Origin of the sequence: Sutcliffiella halmapala, assembly GCF_050107295.1 — a bacterium.
Classification (GTDB): domain Bacteria; phylum Bacillota; class Bacilli; order Bacillales; family Bacillaceae_I; genus Sutcliffiella_A; species Sutcliffiella_A halmapala_A.
This window is the reverse complement of record NZ_JBNIKR010000008.1, coordinates 14439-35792: the sequence shown is the minus strand read 5'-3', so window position 1 is coordinate 35792 and position 21354 is coordinate 14439. Positions and strand designations below refer to the sequence as shown.

Here is a 21354-nt window from a genome sequence, read left to right as displayed (position 1 = left end):
TAACATACCATGTTAGCCGCTTTTTTGCGTTGGAAGAAAAGGGAGGATGAATTCTTTCTTTTTCTGATAACAAAAAAATATGAAATGCATGTTGCAAAACTAATATAAAAACAGTATACTATTTTTCGTGAACTTCTTGAAACGGTTATGTGGCTACTTAAAGGGTTAGGACCTCTCTGGACTAACTTTCCCCCGTGGTAGTAATACAATAATCAATCTTCACCTTTGAGGAATTCATGTATTCTAAAAAATGTTAAAGGGGGAACGTGAGATGGAAACAGTAGGTCGTCACGTTATTTCAGAATTATGGGGTTGCGATTTTGATAAGTTGAATGATATGGATTACATTGAAAAAACTTTTGTTGATGCTGCGTTGAAATCCGGAGCTGAGGTTCGTGAGGTTGCATTCCATAAGTTTGCACCACAAGGAGTCAGCGGAGTTGTCATCATCTCTGAATCACATTTAACTATTCACAGCTTCCCAGAACACGGATATGCAAGCATTGACGTTTATACATGCGGTGAGTTGGATCCTAACATTTCTGCAGATTACATTGCTGAAGCTTTAAATGCACAGACTCGTGAAACTATCGAACTTCCACGTGGAATGGGTCCTGTTCAAGTAAACAAAGCGAAAGCACTTTAAAATTATATCTAAATCGATTAAAATGGTAAGAGGTGTATAATATGCACCTCTTTTTATTATATCTTTTTTCCTACATATCATTTCTTTTATATAGAACGTAGTAAAACTAAGGGGTTGTCAAATTATCGTGGGAGCTATGCAGAAATTAAAAAATTTTTTATCCACTCATACGGAGACAAGGGAAAATCATAGCGATGCAGCATTGCGAAGCCATTATTACAAGGTATCCAACAAAAATGCCATGAAAGCCATCCAGGAGATGTTCCAAAAGATGGACGGGTTTACAGTCAAATCCGTTTCAGAGGAACATGGAGAAATAGCGGTACAGGTGAACAAAGGAAAAAAGGCCTTTATGGTCGTGACGGTGATTTCGGTGAGGCCATTTGAAACGGCAATCGACTTTTCCGTTACAACGGATTCTGCCATTCTGCCGACAGATTTCGGCTTCAGTCGCAAATTGGTCCTGCATATGTACCAGGAACTTAATAAATCTCTCAACTATACAGGTTCGGGTTTAAATTCGGAAAGATAAAAATACGATAAGGAAATGGAGCTGAAACCCTTATGAAATGTCCAGCTTGTCAACATAATGGCACCAAGGTATTGGATTCCAGACCAGTGGAGGAAGGGCGCTCTATTCGTAGACGAAGAGAGTGTGAGTCCTGCTCCTATCGCTTTACCACATTTGAAAAGGTGGAAGAGATGCCTTTGATCGTGGTGAAAAAAGAAGGGATCAGGGAAGAATTCAGTAGGGAAAAGGTGCTGCGTGGCCTGATAAAGGCTTGCGAAAAAAGACCGGTAGCGCTCAAAGTGCTAGAAGACATTGTCATCGAAGTGGAAAAGGAACTTCGCAATATCGGCATATCCGAAGTAAAGAGCGATATTGTCGGTGAGATGGTGATGGAGCGACTTTCCAAAATTGACGAGGTCGCCTATGTGAGATTTGCCTCGGTATACCGTCAATTTAAGGATATCAATGTTTTCCTTGATGAATTAAAAGAGATAATAGAAAAAGAGCGGAAATAATATCGCAAAATCAGCAGAACAGAGAGGAGAAATATCAGCCTCTCTGTTTTATCATTGATCACTTATAGCTAGAGAAAGGTTTGAATGTGTTATGTCTGAACGTCATTGGAAAGAACTGGTACCTGTTGACCGCTATATGGTCCGTGCAAGCGGGGTACTTCAATCATTTGATCGGAAAATATTGACCATGCTCTATCAGCCTCTTCTCGGCTATAGGGGTTTCAGCCTGTTCATGACACTTTGGAGTGAGCTGGACCAGGATCGGCTATGGGGGGAAGTGACGACCCATCACGGCATCATGACAACGATGCAATGCAATTTAAAGGACATCCATCAGGAACGGATCAAGCTGGAAGGTATCGGGCTTTTGAAAACCTGGGTGAAGGAGGACGAGCATTCACGGACGTTCATCTATGAGCTTCAGCCTCCCCTTTCTCCTGATGCCTTCTTTTCCGAGCCTATGCTGACCATCTACCTCTACAATCGACTCGGTAAGACAAAATACTTGAGCGTAAAGAAGTATTTTTCAGATGAGGCGATTCCGGAGGCGGATTACACCCAGATCACCCGTCAATTCAGTGACGTCTTTCAATCTGTCCAAGCAGAAAATATCGCCTATGCCGCAAATGAGGAAACGATGGAAGAGCTGCAGCTATCAGAGGATAAAGAGTGGATAGGACGTAAAGCTGGCCGGGAGCCGGAAGTCGGAAAAAGTGAATTTGATTTCGAGTTGTTTTATGCCGGTCTTTCTGATGTGGTAATTCCAAAGAAAGCGATCACAGCAAAAGTGAAACAAGCCATCCAGAAGCTCGCCTTTATCTATCAGATCGATCCGATAACGATGAAGGATCTGATGATGAATGTCATTGATGAAGACGATATGATTAATCTGGAGAAATTAAGAAAAGCGGCACGTGACTGGTACCAATTGGAGTATCACAATACCCTTCCCTCTTTGGTTGAGAAAACCCAGCCGGCCAATCTTAAACAGTTTACCGATAAAAACCCTTCATCCAAGGAGGAGCAGCTGATACAGCAACTTGAAAATGTATCGCCTAAAGCGATGCTCACAGACCTCTCAGGAGGAGCGGAGCCGTCCTTATCGGATTTGCGCATTGTCGAGGACGTCATGTTCAAGCAACAGCTCACCCCTGGGGTTACAAACGTATTGCTGTACTACGTTCTACTGAAAACGGACATGAAACTGAACCGCAAATATGTAGAGAAAATAGCAAGCCACTGGGCCCGCAAGCAGGTCAAAACAGTGAGCGCTGCGATGGAGCTTGCAAAAGAGGAGCATCGCCAGTATCAAAACTGGGCCGATACGAAAACGACGAAGAAATCTGCCCCCGCTTCGAAAGAGAAGCAGGTCCGGAACCGCTTTGTAAGCGAGCCGGACCCTGCAGAGGAGAACGCTGAAAGCTTCCAGGAAGTACAAGAACAGGACAAACAGAAGCTCGCAGAACGCCTTGCAAAATTGAAAAACAGGAAGTTGAAGCTTGATAACTAGAACCACCTAGCCGCGTGCACTCGGTTTGTCAGAGTGTTGCGCGGCTTTTTGTCTGTATTTTTTCTAGGAAGAGTCCTCCTTCTCACGTTATTCATGCAATTATTGGGTATGGTAAAATAAATGTACGATAATTTCATGTCGGAAGGAGGTACGATTTGTGAAAAAAGTGGCACTTATTTTAAACCCGAACGCTGGGAAGCGAAAACTCGCGAAGTCAATTGATGTGATTAAAGAAACGCTGCAGAAAGGCTTTAATGACGTGGAGATTTGTGTAACAAAGGAAGCTGGGGATGGAGCAAAGATAGTTTCGGACCTGGAAGGCAAGGTCGACCTTATCATTGGCGCAGGCGGGGACGGAACCATCTATGAGCTGATCAACGCCATTTGCAAGCAGAAGGATCGTCCTGCATTTGCCATTATACCGGGTGGCACCTGCAATGATTTTTCCAGGACAATCGGAATGAACCAGGATCCGATCCTTGCTGCGGAACAGATTGTTGAAAAGAGAATGGAACTCGTCGATGTAGGAAAATGTGAAAAACAATATTTTCTTAACTTTTGGGGAATCGGCCTGATATCAAAGGTTTCGGATAATATGGATACCCAAAATAAACAGCTACTTGGAAAGCTTTCGTATTATATCACTGCCGGCCAAACGGTTCTCGATAGTGAACCATTTCAGCTGAAAATAAAGAGTGACACGACAAGTTACGAGGGAGAAGCGATGATGCTTCTGATCGGAAATGGCTCCTATGTGGGGGGGTTCCAGTCCTTCTTTCCGGAAAGCCATGTCCAGGACGGGTTGCTTGATGTCCTGATAGTCAAACAAACCTCCCTCACCCACTTATGGACGTGGATGCAATCCAAAATCCAGCAGCAATTTCCTGCAGAAGCGAACGAAGACCTGATTTACTTCCAGGCACGGGAGCTGAAAATTGAGACAACCCCTAAACAGGAAATAGATTGTGACGGGGAATGCAATTTCAGCACCCCATCCAAAATAAAGATTCTACCCAACCATCTGAAAGTCCTGGTGGGAGACTTTGCTGCCATAGTATAGAGAGGTCTCCCCATTTTGCCATAAGGAGGAGGGTTGTTGAGAAAATAATCCCCTCTTGTTCCTTATTTTTGTTATCATTTTTTCCCTTGTCCTCCCATATACATAGAATCAGGTGTACCAAAGGGGGGACAAACTTGTTTGAGATTTCCTTTCGCGATGAATTGGATGCAAAAACAGTGTTTTTACGAATACTTGAGACTAATCCAGAAGGTGATTCAATCCTTTCTTTACATAAAGAAAAAATTGTAGTGGAGTCAAAGGATCTTGTTTTTTACCAACATGCAATCATACCTGCATTAAAGAGCTTCATTACAAAGGTGAAGGAAAAAGCGTATATTGTATCTACCTTGGAAAATACATTTTACTTCAAGGATGAAGAAGAGCACGAACAGATTCTATGTATCTTGCAATCTATCCTTCAAGGGGAAAGAAGCGATATACCCAATCTCCCTCCCATTGAGGAAAGAGAAAAGCAGCTAGATTCCATCATCCATGGCTTTTTTTTGGAACCTGTTTCCTTTTCTTTTGATTCTTTTTTGACTTTCCGCCTAAAAGAGTACTATGATACCTTGCAGATTTATCTGGAGGCGGCAATAGATGAATACAAGCTGGAACAGGAATACCAGACCTTCATCCATCAGTTGCGGGAGCTGTTGAACGCCACGGATTCCAAATTGAATGAGGTCCACCTTGTCTACCAATACCAATTTGATTTCTACGATGAAAGCTTGAATCATATTACGAAGAATCAACTGATAAAATACATGAACCGAACGCATTTCAACAACTATTCCTACTACATCGATTCAGTCGTATTGGCCCCATTGGTATCTATTGCACCGAGAAAGCTCTTCCTTTATACCGACAATACGGATCATCAGCTGGTAGAAACCATCCGCAATATTTTCGAGGAGAGAACGGAAATTCTTCCTTATCACTATTTTGGGCAAAAAAAAAGCAAAATTGATTAAGATGTGTACTTGATTTTCCTTGATATGGAGAATATAATAACAGACATAATCAATTTTAAACCTTATAGCCTACAAGTAATGATGAGGACATGAGTACGATTAACACGAATTCAAGAGAGGGAAGTCACCGGCTGAAAGCTTCCTATTACGGTTAAAGTATTTACCACCTCTAAACTTCAGCAGCGAACATCACAGTAGCTGTTGACGGGGAAATCCCCCGTTATCGAAAACGAAGCCGTCTTTTTTTAAAGATTAAAAAAGATGGGAACTTGGGTGGAAACACGGATATTAAACTCGTCCCTTATTTATAGGGGACGGGTTTTTTTATTTATTCAAAATTCTCTGTTAAAGACTAGAGTTATCTTGTATATCTAGCAGATGATTGGAGCAATAGGCGAAGACTCCAGCGGGTGTTGCGTTTAGTGGAGACCCCACAGGCGCAGCCTATTGCGGAAATCAACTGCGGTTTTTAACGGAGCGTTAAAAAATCTAAAGAAGAGGTGACAGGGATGTCGGAATTATTGAAAATCACATTTCCAGACGGAGCGGTAAAGGAGTTTGAGCGTGGCACGACAACAGAAGATATCGCTGCATCCATTAGCCCGGGTCTGAAAAAGAAAGCTATTGCAGGTAAACTTAACGGAGAGTTCATTGACCTTCGTTCCCCGATAGAAGCAGATGGAGAAATCAGCATTGTTGTCCAGGATACTGAGGAAGCCCTTGGAATCATGCGTCACAGCACTGCACACTTGATGGCACAGGCGATCAAGCGTCTATATGGCAACGTGAAGCTTGGGATTGGACCAGTAATCGAAAATGGATTCTATTATGACATTGATATGGAAGAGTCATTGACTCCTGATGATTTGCAAAGAATAGAAAAGGAAATGAAGAAGATTGTAAGTGAAAACCTGGATGTTGTAAGGGTGGAAGTCAGCAGGGAAGAAGCGCTGCGTCGCTATGAAGAGATGAATGACGAACTGAAGCTTGAATTGATTCGTGAACTTCCGGAAGGAGAAATAATCTCCATCTATGAGCAAGGCGAATTCTTTGACCTATGCCGCGGAATTCACGTACCATCCACTGGCAAAATCAAAGAGTTCAAGCTCCTTAGCATTGCTGGGGCGTATTGGAGAGGCGACAGCAAAAACAAGATGCTTCAGCGTATTTACGGAACTGCTTTCTTCAAAAAAGCGGAACTGGATGAGCATCTACGCCTGTTGGAAGAAGCAAAAGAGCGTGACCACCGTAAAATTGGAAAAGAGCTTGATCTGTTTTTCAACTCTCAAAAGGTTGGGCAGGGGTTACCGCTTTGGTTGCCAAAAGGTGCTACAATCCGCCGAGTGATCGAGCGCTATATTGTGGACAAAGAAGTTTCTCTTGGCTATGATCACGTCTACACTCCTATCATGGGAAGCGTTGACCTTTATAAAACTTCCGGTCACTGGGACCACTATCAGGACGGCATGTTCCCTCCAATGGAAATGGATAACGAGCAACTGGTGCTTCGTCCAATGAACTGCCCGCACCATATGATGGTATATAAAAACAGCATTCACAGCTACCGCCAGCTTCCTGTCCGCATTGCCGAACTTGGAACAATGCACCGCTATGAAATGTCCGGAGCGTTGGCAGGACTGCAGCGTGTACGCGGGATGACTCTGAATGACGCGCACATCTTCGTTCGCCCTGACCAGATCAAGGATGAGCTGAAGCGTGTAGTGAACCTGGTTCTTGAAGTATACAAAGATTTCGGCCTGGATGACTATTCATTCCGTCTATCCTACCGTGATCCGGAAAATAAAGAGAAGTACTTTGATGACGATGCAATGTGGGAAAAAGCACAAAGCATGCTGAAAGAAGCAATGGACGATCTAGGATTGAACTACTTCGAAGCGATCGACGAAGCGGCATTCTACGGACCTAAATTGGACGTACAGGTTCGCACTGCCCTTGGAAAAGAGGAAACACTTTCCACTGTACAGCTTGACTTCCTATTGCCTGAGAAATTCGATCTGACTTATGTAGGGGAAGACGGAAAACAGCACCGTCCGGTCGTTATCCACCGCGGGGTTGTTTCCACAATGGAACGCTTTGTTGCCTTCTTGATCGAAGAGTACAAAGGCGCATTCCCAACTTGGCTCGCACCTGTCCAAGTTCAAGTGATTCCTGTATCTCCCGACGCACACTTCGACTATGCAAAAGAAGTGCAGGACCTTCTGAAATCCAAAGGCCTGCGTGTCGAGATGGATGAAAGAAACGAAAAGATCGGCTACAAAATCCGTGAAGCACAAATGCAAAAAATCCCTTACATGCTCGTAATCGGGGACAACGAAATCCAAGAACGCGACGTAAATGTCCGCAAATACGGAGAACAAAAATCCGAAACAATCTCCTTGGAAAAATTTGTGGATTCCATCGTGAAAGAGGCTAAGAGGTAAGACGAAATATAATTTTTATTACAAGGATTCTCCAGCAGTTGATTGGAGCAATAGGCGAAGACTCCGGCGGGTGTTGCGTTTAGTGGAGACCCACAGGCGTAGCCGAGGAGGCTCCACAAACGCCCCGCGGAAAGCGCAGCCTATTGCGGAAATCAACTGCGGTATTTAGTGTGAACTTCTAATTTTTAAGAACCCGTAAAAAAACTATTGCATAACTGAAATATATCTGATATCATTTAAAACGTTGTTTCATTTGATACGAATTCTTGACAATCAATCATCATTAATGATATATTATACAAGGTCAAATTGAATACTTGTTTGAGAACAAGAAGAAGCACCCGCTTCTCACCTGATTGACGCAAATGATTGCAGTTGACAGGTTTTACGAGAAAGATTTCAATCTTTTACTTAATCGTAAAGTGTGGGTGTCATGTGCACCCACACTTTTTTGTTTGCTGAGTAATTGTTCGTCAAACGGTGTTCGGAAAAAACCTTGGAGGTGGCTAATTATTAGCAAAGATATGATGGTAAACGATGGCATTCGTGCCCGTGAAGTTCGTCTAATCGGTCAAAATGGAGACCAGCTTGGAATCAAGTCAAAGGTGGAAGCGCTGGAAATCGCAGCACGTGCAAACCTTGACTTAGTAATGGTGGCGCCAACTGCAAAACCTCCTGTATGTCGAATCATGGACTACGGAAAGTTCCGTTTCGAACAACAGAAGAAAGACAAAGAAGCGCGCAAAAACCAAAAAGTAATCAACATTAAGGAAGTTCGTTTAAGTCCTTCTATTGATGAGCATGATTTCAATACGAAACTTCGAAATGCAATTAAGTTCCTTGAAAAAGGGGACAAAGTGAAAGCTTCGATCCGATTCAAAGGCCGTGCAATCACTCATAAGGAAATTGGTCAGCGAGTATTGGACCGTTTCTCAGCAGCTTGTGCAGAAGTGGCAACCATCGAATCACATCCGAAAATGGATGGTCGTAGCATGTTCTTAGTACTAGCACCTAAAAACGAAAAGTAATGATATGAGGAGGAACTCCAATGCCTAAAATGAAAACTCATCGTGGATCAGCGAAAAGATTCAAGAAAACTGGATCTGGAAGCCTGAAGCGTTCTCATGCTTACACAAGTCACTTATTCGCTAACAAATCTCAGAAGCAAAAACGTAAATTACGTAAAGCAGCTGTAGTTAGCAAAGGCGATTTCAAGCGCATCCGTCACATGTTAGACAACATCAAGTAATAAATTAATTAGGAGGTATTTATAATGCCAAGAGTTAAAGGCGGTACAGTAACACGTCAACGTCGTAAAAAAGTCATTAAATTAGCTAAAGGTTATTATGGTTCTAAACACACTTTATATAAAGTAGCAAACCAACAAGTAATGAAATCCCTAATGTATGCTTATCGCGATCGTCGCCAGAAGAAACGCGACTTCCGTAAGCTTTGGATCGCTCGTATCAACGCAGCGGCTCGCATGAACGGTCTTTCTTACAGCCGTCTAATGCACGGTTTGAAATTAGCTGGTATCGAAGTTAACCGTAAAATGTTAGCTGAGCTAGCAGTTACCGACGAAAAAGCATTTTCTGAATTTGCAACAGCTGCAAAAAACAGCTTAAACAAATAATTTTTCTGATTGAGGCTATCGCTTTAGATAGCCTCTTTTCTTTATTTTCTGCAAGAGTCGGTGTAGTATAAAGAAATCAAGAAGAAGATGTGCGGAGGTCGAACATGGAACTATTTATCACAATTTACATACTAATAAATATCCTTGCTTTTCTACTGATGAAAGTGGATAAAAAAAGGGCGGTCAATCACGAATGGAGAATCGCGGAATCCAAGCTCTGGACCGTTTCATTCATAGGTGGGGCCTTGGGAGCTTGGATGGGGATGAGAACCTATCGCCATAAAACGAAGCATTTTCCCTTCAAGTACGGCTTGCCTTTAATGACGATTCTGCAAGCGGCACTGATAAGCTATATTCTCATCGTGTTAACATAATGTATTCTTTTTTGAATAAGCTATATTATTCCTTGTCTATCCAAGAATAGGAGAGGTGAAGCCTTATGGATGAAAAGTTGAACGTATTATTTGTCATCATCGAAACTCATTGGTGGCTGGCTTCTCTCGGTTTTATTATTTTTCATATAGTAAGACAAGTCCTTTTCATTCCGGTAGTCATCATCTGTATAGCAGGCGGAGCCCTATTTGGAGGCTTGATCGGCAGCATCTACTCCATTGTGGGGTTGACGATCTCCAGTCTTTTTTTCTATTTCCTTTACCACCAGATGCCAAGGGTATTTGGAAAGGTTCTTGCCATGAAGGAACGATGGTTCGGAAACAGAGGAAACCTTTCAGTAGGGCAGATCACCTTTCTGCGCCTCGTCCCATTCATCCATTTCCATCTCCTCTCCCTTTGTCTGATTGAAACTACCAAGACATTTTCCAAATACGCCAGAGCGTCTTTTCTTACCAATATCCCGCTTGCCATCATCTATACGGTTTTTGGTCAATTTATCACTGGGTTCTCTCCAACTGCCATGGTGGGTATACTGATATTCCTTTCAGCGATGCTCCTTATCATGAGGCAGAAGGTAGTAGTCATGAAATGGGAGCAATTTTTTCAAAAAGAAAAGCAATACAAAAGAGGATAGCCTAGGATGCCGATTTCACCAGGCAGCCATGCTATCCTCTTTTTTTTAATCTTCCTTCAAAAACTCTTTTATTGGACTTTTCCAATCAATGATAGCGTCCGGGTACTGCTTTCGGATTTCCTTTTGAATAAAAGAAAAATCCTGCTTCTTCAAACCCTCCAGCTTTTCCGGATTTTTTGGCCAGATGAAAATCGAAATGACCTCAAAAGATTTCTCCGTTGTCCCCAAATACTTTTCGCCCTCAAACATGACTCCTTTATAGGTAAGCAGGAAATTCTTGCGTACATTGTTTTTCTGATCAAGCAGGTAGAAATTCTTCTGCTCATGTGCAAGCTCCAGTTTCCGTTTCGGATTGAGCAAATACTTGAAGATCGAATAAATAATAAAAATAATGAGTGCAAGCAATGCCAATCGGATGAGGATAATAAAAAACATATTCGCTTCTCCTTCGCAAAAACATAAAATATATTATAAAATACCTTTTATACGGGTTAAGGGAACAGAAAGTTTCATTTTATTTTAAAAAATTTTATAAAGGCGGTACATATGGGACTAAAAGAGCTTTACACGATGCAGAAGGAACTTGATGCAAAAATAGAAGAACAGCACGGACTGGACAATAAAGATCTCGTCGACCAAAAGATCTTGGCGCTCCTTGTAGAATTGGGGGAACTGGCCAACGAAACAAGATGCTTCAAGTTCTGGAGCGTCAAGCCTGCCTCTGAACGAAGTGTCATTCTCGAGGAATATGTGGATGGGGTTCATTTTCTCCTTTCCGTTGGATTGACGTTGGGCTACACAAATGAAATTCCACGTGAAGCGGGGACAAGAACAGAATCGCTGACCGATCAATTTTTAATACTATACGATCTGGTAAGCTTGTTCCGCGTCGAAAAGCAGGAGGAACCGTTTCAGGTGCTGTTTGCAACTTACGTGGAGCTTGGGGAAATGCTAGGCTTTTCATGGAAAGAAGTAGAAGAGGCGTATATGGAGAAGAATCTAGTGAATCATAAGAGGCAGCAGCAGGGATACTAATGTTTTTTACATTAGTAAGAGTTTTCTGTATAATATTCTTTGAGAGAAATTAAGGGGGTCGAAATAAATGGCTAAATTAGATGAAACTTTAACCATGCTAAAAGATTTAACAGATGCAAAGGGTATTCCGGGCAATGAAAAGGAACCACGCGATGTAATGAGAAAATACATAACTCCTTTTGCAGATGAAGTCATGACAGACGGATTGGGAAGCTTGATCGCGAAGAAAATCGGGAAAGCGGACGGACCGAAAGTAATGGTAGCAGGCCACTTGGATGAAGTCGGCTTCATGGTTACAAACATTGATGATCGCGGATTCCTGCGCTTCCAAACAGTTGGTGGCTGGTGGTCCCAGGTAATGCTAGCACAACGTGTCACAATCGTAACGAGCAAAGGGGACGTAACAGGCGTCATCGGTTCCAAGCCGCCGCACATCCTGCCTCCGGAAGCACGCAAAAAGCCGGTTGATATCAAGGACATGTTCATCGATATCGGTGCCTCCAGCCGTGAAGAAGCACAGGAATGGGGAGTACGTCCTGGCGACCAGGTGGTTCCTTACTTCGAATTTACCGTCATGAACAACGAAAAAATGCTTCTTGCAAAAGCATGGGATAACCGTATCGGCTGTGCCATCGCTATTGACGTATTGAAGCATTTGAAAGATGCAGACCATCCAAACGTGGTTTACGGCGTAGGAACGGTGCAAGAGGAAGTGGGACTTCGCGGTGCGAAAACATCCGCTAACCTGATCCAGCCTGACATCGGCTTCGGAGTTGACGTTGGAATCGCAGGGGACACTCCAGGCGTAACCGAAAAAGAAGCCCTCAGCAAAATGGGCAAAGGTCCGCAAATCATCCTTTATGATGCAAGCATGATCTCCCACAAAGGATTGCGTGACTTTGTAACCGGCGTAGCGGACGAAATGGACATTCCATATCAATTCGACTCCGTTGCAGGAGGCGGTACGGACTCCGGAGCAATCCATCTGACTGCCCAAGGTGTACCAGCATTGTCCATCACCATTGCAACTCGTTACATCCACTCACATGCAGCAATGCTACATCGTGATGACTACGAGAATGCAGTAAAGCTGATTGCGGAAGTGATCAAGCGTTTGGATAGTGAGACGGTTGAAAGATTAACTTTTGATTGATAGCTTTTGATATTGGGAACTTGTCGCTCGGTTGGGCGATGGGTTCTTTTTTTGTGTGGGTTGTGGAGCTGGGGTTCGAATATGGGGTTCGGCATCAACTAAGGGCAGTTTGGCACGAACTCGGTGCATTTCGGCACGAACTATTGCTAGTTTCGCATGAACTCGGTACATTTCCGCACGAACTTCAAAAAAACACTGAAAAATACCCGTATAAATTCTAAATTATGGTAAGATGAAATTCACTAAGCTATTAGGAGGTAATCCATGATAAAAAAACCATTAGAAATGCCGCTTATTATTCTTATATTGGTGGCATTACTCAGAAGAATTACTAAAGATCACCCTAAAAGGCCACTAATTGAGCAGGACTTCGCAAAAAGGATGGCAGGGTATAAAGGTGAACTTTCCATGAAATATCATTTGACCTTTTTACATCCACAAAAACATCTGATTTTTCACAGTTTAAGGTTGATAAACAATAACTATGCATTTCAGATGGACATCCTCATATTGACCACCCGATATATCCTCATTTTAGAAATTAAAAACATCATCGGTACTGTTTTATTCGAAAGCCACTTTGATCAATTTATCAGGACATTGAATGGGAAGGAAGAAGGTTTCCTTAATCCCCTGAGTCAAATTAAATTGCAGAAGCACAGACTGAAAAAATGGCTTAAAGACCATAAAATAAATGAAATCCCAATTGAATCTTTAGTTTGTTTTACCAATCCCCAAACCATCATCAGAGCCGATTCCCGGGTAAATGCCTCCCGCTCGGTGATTCATAGCCACAATCTTTTAGCTAAAATTGAAGAAATGGAACGAAATCATGCCCAGCCGATACTAACGGAAAAAGAACTGGCAAAGCTATCAAGATTGTTATTAAAGAAACATCGTGAAGAGGATATAAACATTTTAGAGCGATATAATATTGCTCCTGAAGAGATAATATCTGGGGTACAATGTCCAAGTTGCATGGAAATAACAATGAAAAGAACGAGAGGTAGGTGGGTCTGTACAAGGTGCAGAAACGAGTCAAAAAATGCACACTTAGCCGCTTTGGAAGATCGTTTACTTATTTTCGGTGCACAAATAACGCATAAACAATTTAAAGAGTTCCTGGAACTTCACTCCGATTCCATTACCTCAAAAATAATCTCCTCACTGGAACTTCAACATTGTGGGTCTATGTACCAGCGCACCTACACACTCCCAAAACGTATGCTAAAAACAAAACAGCCCCGTAAAGGAGCTGCCCCAAGCTAATACTATTTCAATCCGTCCTCAAGTGTAGAGAGCATTTCAGTTTTTTCCTGCTCGGAGGAATTCTCCCAGATTACCTCAAACAACACGCCTAAACCTGGAAGCATTTTTTCCTCGCCTTTATTAATGGCATCTAGGATCGTATCTCTTAGTTGGTCTTGGGAATTGCCTTCCACATTCTGACGAATAGCATGACGTAAATTCAAATTCATCCTTATCACCTCGTAGGGAAAAATAGTATCATCCCATAGGATGTCTGTTCCTGCCTTTAAATATGTATAAAAAATGCGTATAATAGCAGTATCGAGCACTAAAAGGAGAATTACGACGTTGAAACATATTGAATCGGTAAAGAATAATAAAGTGAAGCAATGGAAGAAGCTACATAAAAAGAAAGAACGGGAGCAGTCAGGAATGTTTCTGATTGAAGGCTTTCATCTGATCGAGGAGGCCTTGAAAATAGAAGGTCTCATAGAAGAAATCATCGTTGCAGAGGACCGCTCCATCCCATCTCACTGGAACTTGAACAACGTGGAACTCATTTATGCCGTTCCTAATGTGCTTAAGGAACTTAGTGAAACAGAAACTCCTCAAGGGATAGTTGCCATCTGCAGGATACCAAAAAGTGATGAGCTGAGCATCTTGCCGAATCAACGGCTATTATTCCTGGATAATGTACAAGATCCGGGAAATGTGGGAACAATGATAAGAACGGCAGATGCTGCTGGCTTGGATATGGTGATCTTGGGAGAGGGCTGTGCCGATCTATACAGCTCCAAGGTCATCCGTTCCACCCAGGGATCACTTTTTCACTTGCCGATCCATAGAGGAAACCTTAGTGAATGGATTAAAAAAGCGAAGGAACAGCAGATACCTGTTTATGGAACATCTCTTCAAAATGGCATTCCTTACGATGAAGTTGCACCTTCCGAATCTTTTGCCCTTATCCTTGGCAACGAGGGAAAAGGTATGGCAGCGGAGCACCTGGACCAGACCGACCAAAATCTCTACATTCCCATCCATGGTCAGAGTGAATCGTTGAATGTTGGTGTTGCAGCAGGAATATTAATGTATTATTTACGCGGATAGAGTTGCATCCGGCATCTGTTTTCAATATAATATAAAAATAGTTACATAAAGAACAAAGCAATGACAGAGGAAAGTAGCTTACACCCAACCTTTTCAGGGAAAAAATGCCGTAGACTGCAAGCATTTTTAAGGAAGGCTAAGTGAAATTTCACCTCCTGAGTTGGCACTTGGACCAGCAACCTTGCTGTAAAGGTGTTCCGGTTAGATAGCCGTTATCTGGAATGGAGCGAACAAAGAGCACAAACTCTTTGTTAACTAGGGTGGTACCGCGAATATCTCGTCCCTTTTTGAGGGGCGAGTTTTTTATTTGTCTAAAAATGAATCAAGGAGGAATAGATGTGGAAGAGCGTTTAAAGGAACTCGAAGCACTGGCGTTAGAGCAGGTAAGTCAAGCACAGGATCTTAAGCAGTTGAATGAAGTGCGTGTTGCGTACCTAGGGAAAAAAGGGCCAATCACGGAAATTTTAAAAGGAATGGGTAAACTTTCTGCCGAAGAGCGTCCGAAAATGGGGGCACTTGCAAATGTTGTCCGTGAAGCTGTTGCTTCGAAAATCGAAGAGAAACAGGCGGAAATGGAAAAGGCGGAGGTAGCGAAAAAGCTGGCATCCGAAACCATCGACGTTACACTGCCGGGACGTCCTGCACCAACAGGAAACCCACATCCTTTAACAAAGGTAATCGAAGAAATTGAAGACCTGTTCCTTGGAATGGGCTACACAATCACTGAAGGTCCGGAAGTGGAAACGGACTATTACAATTTCGAAGCATTGAACCTGCCGAAGGATCATCCAGCGCGTGATATGCAGGATTCCTTCTATATCACGGATGAAGTATTATTGCGTACGCAAACTTCCCCTGTACAGGCAAGAACAATGGAAGCGAACAAGGAAAAAGGGCCAATCAAGATCATCTGTCCTGGAAAAGTGTATCGCCGTGATGACGACGATGCGACCCACTCCCATCAGTTCACTCAAATCGAGGGGCTTGTCATTGATGAGAATATCAGCATGAGTGACTTAAAAGGCACGCTTGAAACTTTTGCGAAAAAAATGTTCGGCGAAGACCGTGAAATCCGTCTCCGCCCAAGCTTCTTCCCTTTCACTGAGCCATCCGTTGAGATTGATGTGACATGTGCGAAATGTGGAGGAAAAGGCTGTGGCATGTGCAAAGGTACAGGCTGGATCGAGATTTTAGGTGCTGGCATGGTTCATCCCCGCGTACTCGAGATGTCCGGCTATGACCCGAAAAAATATCAGGGATTTGCTTTCGGAATGGGGCCGGAGCGTATTGCAATGCTGCGTTACGGCATTGATGACATCCGCCATTTCTACACGAACGATCAGCGTTTCGTGAAGCAATTCAATCGAGTTTAAGAGGAGGGGAAACCATGTTAGTATCTTACAATTGGTTAAAAGATTACGTAAATATAGATGATATTTCCGCAAAGGACCTGGCGGAAAAGATTACAAGAAGCGGTATTGAAGTGGAAGGCGTGGAGATTCTGAATGAAGGCATCCAAGGTGTTGTAATCGGGCATGTCCTTGAAAAAGAGCAGCACCCGAATGCCGATAAGCTGAACAAATGTCTTGTGGACGTTGGAGACGAAGAGCCGGTACAGATTATCTGTGGTGCACGAAACGTCGACAAGGGCCAGAAGGTTGCTGTTGCGAAAGTTGGCGCTGTGCTTCCGGGTAATTTTAAAATAAAGCGTGCGAAACTGCGTGGCGAAGAATCAAACGGAATGATCTGTTCCCTGCAGGAGCTAGGCATTGGTTCCAAGCTTGTAGCCAAGGAATTTGCAGAAGGAATTTTCGTTTTCCCAGAAGGCGTGGAATTCGGGACAGACGCACTCGATTACTTGAACCGTAATGACAAGGTGATGGAGCTTGGCTTGACGCCAAACCGTTCAGACGCTTTAAGCATGCTTGGAGTGGCCTATGAGGTTGGCGCAATCCTTGGAAGAGAAGTGAAATGGCCGGAAACAGCATACGATGCAAACAATGAACAGGCTGCAGACTACATCTCTGTTAAAGTGGATGCAGCAGAAGACAATCCATTATATGTTGCGAAAATCGTGAAGAACGTGAAAATCGGTCCAGCGCCTCTTTGGATGCAAGGGCGATTGATGGCAGCCGGAATTCGTCCACATAACAATGTAGTCGATATTACGAACTACATTTTACTGGAATACGGTCAGCCATTGCATGCATTCGATTATGATCGTCTTGGCAGCAAGGAAGTTCTTGTGCGTCGTGCGAACAAAGATGAAAAAATCATCACGCTTGACGATGCAGAACGCACATTAACGGAAGATCATCTGGTTATCACAAATGGTACAGAACCGATCGCACTTGCCGGTGTGATGGGCGGAGCGAATTCAGAGGTTCAATCAGACACTACCACAATCCTGCTCGAGTCTGCATACTTTAACGGAGTAACTGTCCGTAAAGCATCCAAAGACCACGGACTGCGCAGTGAAGCAAGTGCCCGGTTTGAAAAAGGTATCGATCCGAACCGCACGCGTGAAGCGGCTGAAAGAGCGGTTGCATTGATGGAGGAGTATGCTGGTGGTGAAGTGGTCAGCGGTTCTGTTGAAGTGAACACATTAAAAGTGGAACCTGCAGTAGTGGTGACTACTGTGGAAAAAATCAATTCCGTTCTTGGCACAACCGTAACAGCGGCTGAAGTGAAGGATATCTTCACTAGACTTCAATTCGAAGTGAAAGAAGACAACGGACGCTTTACTGTAACGGTACCTACACGTCGCGGGGACATCACCATCGAAGAGGACCTGGTGGAAGAAGTTGCTCGTCTTTACGGCTATGATAATATCCCGACAACCCTGCCGGTAAGTGCAGCGACACCTGGAGTTTTGACTCCTTATCAAGCGAAACGCCGTAAAGTTCGCCGTTATTTGGAAGGTGCCGGTCTGATCCAGAACATCACTTACTCCTTGACAAGTGAAGAGCGTGCGAAGCAATTCGCGCTTGAGGATGGAAAAGCAATCCGCTTGGCGATGCCGATGAGTGAAGAAAGAAGCACCTTGCGTTTAAGTCTTGTTCCACATCTATTGGAGGCGCTGCAGCATAATATCGCTCGTTCCTTGCCTGCAAATGCAGTCTATGAAATTGGATCAGTTTTCATCGGTTCAGACGATAGCATCCTGCCTTCTGAGAAAGAGCGTCTGGCTGGAGCTTTGACGGGATTATGGGAGCAGCATCCGTGGCAGGGCGAGAAAAAGGCCGTTGACTTCTTTGTGGCAAAAGGAATTCTGGAAGGCATGTTCGCGATGCTTGGTATAAGTGAAGGAATTTCATATACCCGTGCAGAAAAAGTCGGCTTGCATCCTGGCCGTACAGCGGAAATCCGTTTAAATGGAGAAACTGTCGGTTTCATCGGCCAGCTTCATCCGGAAAAATTAAATGAACTGGATCTACCTGAGACATACGTGTTTGAGCTTTCCTTGACTGACCTATTAGGAGCTAATGTAAATGAAATCAAATACGAAGCCATCCAAAGGTTCCCATCCATCGGGCGTGATATCGCACTTGTAGTGGACCGCAATACACCTGCAGGCGAGCTTGCAGCGGTAATCAAGGAAACTGGCGGAACGCTACTCACGGATGTTCAAGTTTTCGACGTATACGAAGGCGATAAAATCGATGCTTCGAAAAAGTCAGTCGCATTCGCACTGCGCTACTACCACCCAGAGCACACGCTGACAGACGAAGAAGTAACAAAAGTGCATACAAAAGTTCTGAAAGCAGTCGAAGAGAAATTTGACGCTGTATTGAGAAGCTGATAAAGAGAAAATGAAGAGAGATGCCATTTTAAAAAGGTGGTGTCTCTTTTTTATACCTAATGTTAAGAAGGACGTTGGCAATTCAAGTTTGCTAGCTGGTGATTGGAGCAAAATGCGTAGACTCCTCGAAAATGCGAGCATTTTCTTCGTGCGATGTATCGCTGCCGTAGCCTTCCTTGTCCTGCGGGAAGGTAGCGGTAGGCTGGAGACCCCGCAAGGCGAAGCCTGAGGAGGCTCCAGCACCGCCCCGCGGAAAGCGAAGCATTTTGTGGAAATCACCAGCGGTGTTCAAAAAGATTAATAATAAATCTACTAAAAAATAGGTAAAACGTACGATTTATAAGAACGGGTGTTCTGTTTTTCCGATAGAATGGTATAATAGAGGAGACAGTATAATAGGAACGGGTGGTGCGGTGAGTCCCTGTGGAGAACGGGGGTGACCGTATGAGTGAGATGCAGCTATTTTTGACCTCAGGACTATTCCTCTTTGCATTTGTGAATCTAGTAATTGTGCTGATAAAGGAAATGACAAAAAAATAACCCACCCGTGACTACTGATTCGCTGTTAGGCAGTCGGGTGAGTTATTAGTACGTTCGACTCCACAGTAGCCGTGCTTCTGCGGGAGTTATACTGTTAAGGGTCAAAGTGCGTCCAACACTTTGGCTTCTTCGAATATGTGTATAAATTGATTATAGCACAACCTTTAAAGCTGTAAACAGACACAAAGGCATCAAACCAATTTTCTGGCTTTCAACGTATTGGCGAAATGCACCTTGGCGATTTTGTTCAGGATCGACTCCCCGTGAGTTCGAATCACTTTTGCAGCTACGGTATCCACTTTTGCGCCAGCGCCTTTAGGGATGGTCACTCCTGCAATCTCACTGATTTTGTCCATCTCTTTCAAAAAAGAATAGCGTGCAATGATGGATGCTGCTGCCACTGAAAGATGAAGGCCTTCCGCTTTTGTGGAAAAATATACATTCTCTTTGATGATGGTCTTTTCTTTTGCTACATGCCTGTAGTACACGCCCGCTTCAGCAAACTGGTCGATCAGAATGGCATCCGGCTTCTCCGGTGCAATTTTGCCAAGCACGTTCTCTAAGGCCTTGTTATGCAATATCGCTTTGATTTTCCCTTGTGTCATGCCGCTCTGCTGAAGTTTGTTGTATTTTTCATTATGCAGAACAAGTAGGCTATATGTAATGTGAGGAAGAATGTTCTTAGCGATCTGCACAATTTTTTCATCCGTCAATGCTTTTGAATCCTTTACCCCTAGCTCGGTCAGCTTCGCCATTTGGTCTTTTCTTACATAAGCGGCGCACACCGTAATGGGGCCGAAGTAATCTCCTGTTCCCACCTCATCTGATCCGATGACTGATAATGACGCGAAACCAGGTGGCAGACCAGTTCCGCTTTTGGTTGGGGAGGACTTTGGCTTACCAGCAGTGGTCTTCGCTACAGAAGCAGGTGTCCCTCCGAACTCTCTCCAGATCGCCGCTTCTTCATCTGCACTTTTTCCCTGGAATAATACTTTACCTGATTTATAGGCTGTAATCATGCACTGTGATGATTTTGCGGCGAATACTGCACCTGTTGGAAGTTTCTCGATCCGGTGGGGATGATAGAACTCTTTTAGCTTGATAAGAACACTTGTTGGCACTTGTATGACTTGATATGACAAATCTTTCACTCCTACTACAAAATTTTACATTTTTCTATGGAAACTAACAGGTTTGCTTTCCAACTTCCAATCTTTCATGGTATTATTAAGATTAGGATTTTATGAATGGGGGCATACACGTTGTCAGAGCAGAAAACTCGCACGACCGTCGACATATATGGACAGCAATATTCTATTGTTGGTACGGAAAGTATAAGTCACATACGACTTGTTGCTTCCATTGTCGATGAAAAAATGAGAGAAATCAATGGGAAAAATTCAAATCTGGATATCAGCAAACTGGCTGTCCTTACAGCAGTCAATGTTGTACATGATTATATCAAATTAAAAGATGCATACGAAACACTTGAAAATGAAATGAAGAAAAAGGGCTGAATGGAATGTTGGATTTAATCATTATCTTCTTGTTTATAATGGGGTTAATTATAGGCATACGCCGTGGTTTTATCATGCAGATCGTACATTTGTCCGGTTTTATCGCAGCGTTTGTCGTAGCATATATGTTCTATGCCGATCTTGCACCAAAACTGAAGCTTTGGATTCCGATGCCAAGCTTTGGCGATCCGGAGTCGGCGACGATGTTTTTTGAAACAATCAGCTTGGATACTGCTTATTATCGTGCCATTGCTTTCGCCATGCTATTTTTTGGTACAAGGATAGCGGCACAGATTATAGGTTCGATGTTTGATTTTCTTTCCCATCTGCCAATTCTGAAGCAGCTGAACAGCTGGGCTGGTGCTGTACTTGGTTTTGTGGAAATCTACTTGATTGTGTTTATTTTTCTTTACATAGGTGCATTGGTACCAGTGGAAATTGTCCAAAGCTCGATCAGCGATTCCTCCATGGCGAAAGGAATCGTCGAGAACACGCCTGTTTTTTCTGAAAAGCTCAAGGATTTATGGACAGGTTATATGGCTGGAAATTAAAACTCCTCTTCTTTCTTGAGGGGTTTTTCTTTTGTCATGGTGTCATGCCGGTTTTTCAATTGTACTTTTAGGTCAATTATTTGTATG

The 21354-nt window shown here is 43.3% G+C and carries 23 protein-coding genes and 2 other annotated features; of the genes, 20 read left to right on the top strand and 3 right to left on the bottom strand.

Annotated elements, in window-relative coordinates; translation table 11 throughout:
- The first annotated feature begins 271 nt into the window (after positions 1-271).
- The 12 genes from speD (at position 272) to ACQCT5_RS14140 (ending at position 10314) form a co-directional block, all read left to right on the top strand.
- Positions 272-646, top strand: a complete 375-nt coding sequence (gene speD / locus ACQCT5_RS14195; RefSeq protein ID WP_078379448.1) for an adenosylmethionine decarboxylase — start codon at positions 272-274, stop codon at positions 644-646.
- Between the two features lie 127 nt (positions 647-773).
- Complete coding sequence (locus ACQCT5_RS14190) at positions 774-1178, top strand: cytosolic protein (RefSeq protein ID WP_499642663.1); 405 nt, start codon at positions 774-776, stop codon at positions 1176-1178.
- A 32-nt stretch (positions 1179-1210) separates the two neighbouring features.
- The gene (gene nrdR / locus ACQCT5_RS14185) at positions 1211-1672 is read left to right on the top strand and encodes a transcriptional regulator NrdR (protein ID WP_204416270.1); all 462 of its coding nucleotides are present in this window, start codon (positions 1211-1213) and stop codon (positions 1670-1672) included.
- Positions 1673-1763: 91 nt separating this feature from the next.
- On the top strand, positions 1764-3182 hold the full coding sequence (locus tag ACQCT5_RS14180) for a replication initiation and membrane attachment family protein (RefSeq protein ID WP_499642662.1): 1419 nt from the start codon (positions 1764-1766) through the stop codon (positions 3180-3182).
- 157 nt (positions 3183-3339) lie between these two features.
- On the top strand, positions 3340-4242 hold the full coding sequence (locus tag ACQCT5_RS14175; RefSeq protein WP_499642661.1) for a diacylglycerol/lipid kinase family protein: 903 nt from the start codon (positions 3340-3342) through the stop codon (positions 4240-4242).
- A gap of 134 nt (positions 4243-4376) precedes the next feature.
- Positions 4377-5213: a sporulation protein YtxC gene (ytxC, locus tag ACQCT5_RS14170; RefSeq protein WP_499642660.1), complete on the top strand. Its 837-nt coding sequence runs from the start codon at positions 4377-4379 to the stop codon at positions 5211-5213.
- Between the two features lie 509 nt (positions 5214-5722).
- Positions 5723-7654, top strand: a complete 1932-nt coding sequence (thrS, locus tag ACQCT5_RS14165) for a threonine--tRNA ligase (RefSeq protein ID WP_499642659.1) — start codon at positions 5723-5725, stop codon at positions 7652-7654.
- Positions 7655-7977: 323 nt separating this feature from the next.
- Positions 7978-8113: a sequence feature (ribosomal protein L20 leader region), on the top strand.
- 50 nt (positions 8114-8163) lie between these two features.
- On the top strand, positions 8164-8682 hold the full coding sequence (infC, locus tag ACQCT5_RS14160; RefSeq protein ID WP_386640873.1) for a translation initiation factor IF-3: 519 nt from the start codon (positions 8164-8166) through the stop codon (positions 8680-8682).
- A gap of 20 nt (positions 8683-8702) precedes the next feature.
- On the top strand, positions 8703-8903 hold the full coding sequence (gene rpmI, locus ACQCT5_RS14155) for a 50S ribosomal protein L35 (protein WP_066415379.1): 201 nt from the start codon (positions 8703-8705) through the stop codon (positions 8901-8903).
- A 24-nt stretch (positions 8904-8927) separates the two neighbouring features.
- Positions 8928-9287 (top strand): 50S ribosomal protein L20, encoded by a 360-nt coding sequence (rplT, locus tag ACQCT5_RS14150; RefSeq protein ID WP_499642658.1) that lies wholly within the window; start codon positions 8928-8930, stop codon positions 9285-9287.
- Between the two features lie 104 nt (positions 9288-9391).
- Complete coding sequence (locus ACQCT5_RS14145; protein WP_499642657.1) at positions 9392-9661, top strand: DUF1294 domain-containing protein; 270 nt, start codon at positions 9392-9394, stop codon at positions 9659-9661.
- A gap of 65 nt (positions 9662-9726) precedes the next feature.
- Positions 9727-10314 (top strand): TVP38/TMEM64 family protein, encoded by a 588-nt coding sequence (locus tag ACQCT5_RS14140; RefSeq protein ID WP_499642656.1) that lies wholly within the window; start codon positions 9727-9729, stop codon positions 10312-10314.
- 45 nt (positions 10315-10359) lie between these two features.
- Here ACQCT5_RS14140 and ACQCT5_RS14135 read toward each other — a convergent pair whose 3' ends face one another.
- Entirely contained in the window at positions 10360-10749 is a 390-nt protein-coding gene (locus ACQCT5_RS14135; RefSeq protein ID WP_499642655.1) for a sigma-w pathway protein ysdB, read from the bottom strand.
- A gap of 111 nt (positions 10750-10860) precedes the next feature.
- Between ACQCT5_RS14135 and ACQCT5_RS14130 the strand changes: the two genes are divergently transcribed.
- From ACQCT5_RS14130 to ACQCT5_RS14120, 3 genes are all read left to right on the top strand, one after another.
- Positions 10861-11349 (top strand): dUTP diphosphatase, encoded by a 489-nt coding sequence (locus tag ACQCT5_RS14130; protein ID WP_499642654.1) that lies wholly within the window; start codon positions 10861-10863, stop codon positions 11347-11349.
- A 67-nt stretch (positions 11350-11416) separates the two neighbouring features.
- Complete coding sequence (locus tag ACQCT5_RS14125) at positions 11417-12502, top strand: M42 family metallopeptidase (RefSeq protein ID WP_499642653.1); 1086 nt, start codon at positions 11417-11419, stop codon at positions 12500-12502.
- A gap of 264 nt (positions 12503-12766) precedes the next feature.
- Positions 12767-13771 (top strand): nuclease-related domain-containing protein, encoded by a 1005-nt coding sequence (locus ACQCT5_RS14120; RefSeq protein ID WP_499642652.1) that lies wholly within the window; start codon positions 12767-12769, stop codon positions 13769-13771.
- A 2-nt stretch (positions 13772-13773) separates the two neighbouring features.
- Here ACQCT5_RS14120 and sspI read toward each other — a convergent pair whose 3' ends face one another.
- Positions 13774-13980: a small acid-soluble spore protein SspI gene (sspI, locus tag ACQCT5_RS14115; protein WP_204416247.1), complete on the bottom strand. Its 207-nt coding sequence runs from the start codon at positions 13978-13980 to the stop codon at positions 13774-13776.
- 73 nt (positions 13981-14053) lie between these two features.
- Between sspI and ACQCT5_RS14110 the strand changes: the two genes are divergently transcribed.
- The 3 genes from ACQCT5_RS14110 to pheT all read left to right on the top strand — a co-directional run bounded on the left by ACQCT5_RS14110 (position 14054) and on the right by pheT (position 18659).
- Positions 14054-14857 (top strand): TrmH family RNA methyltransferase, encoded by an 804-nt coding sequence (locus ACQCT5_RS14110; RefSeq protein ID WP_499642651.1) that lies wholly within the window; start codon positions 14054-14056, stop codon positions 14855-14857.
- 51 nt (positions 14858-14908) lie between these two features.
- Positions 14909-15145 (top strand) — a binding site (T-box leader).
- 50 nt (positions 15146-15195) lie between these two features.
- Positions 15196-16230, top strand: coding sequence for a phenylalanine--tRNA ligase subunit alpha (gene pheS, locus ACQCT5_RS14105; protein ID WP_224838316.1), 1035 nt, complete (start codon positions 15196-15198; stop codon positions 16228-16230).
- Positions 16231-16244: 14 nt separating this feature from the next.
- Positions 16245-18659 carry a phenylalanine--tRNA ligase subunit beta gene (gene pheT, locus ACQCT5_RS14100; RefSeq protein WP_499642650.1) on the top strand — a complete coding sequence of 805 codons (2415 nt, stop codon included), beginning with the start codon at positions 16245-16247 and terminating at the stop codon, positions 18657-18659.
- Between the two features lie 731 nt (positions 18660-19390).
- Here the strand turns inward: pheT and rnhC are convergent.
- Positions 19391-20341, bottom strand: a complete 951-nt coding sequence (gene rnhC / locus ACQCT5_RS14095; RefSeq protein WP_499642649.1) for a ribonuclease HIII — start codon at positions 20339-20341, stop codon at positions 19391-19393.
- 105 nt (positions 20342-20446) lie between these two features.
- On the opposite strand from rnhC, the gene zapA reads away from it, so the two are divergent.
- Positions 20447-20716: a cell division protein ZapA gene (gene zapA / locus ACQCT5_RS14090; protein WP_499642648.1), complete on the top strand. Its 270-nt coding sequence runs from the start codon at positions 20447-20449 to the stop codon at positions 20714-20716.
- A 5-nt stretch (positions 20717-20721) separates the two neighbouring features.
- On the top strand, positions 20722-21267 hold the full coding sequence (locus ACQCT5_RS14085; protein WP_386640753.1) for a CvpA family protein: 546 nt from the start codon (positions 20722-20724) through the stop codon (positions 21265-21267).
- Positions 21268-21354: the final 87 nt, after the last annotated feature.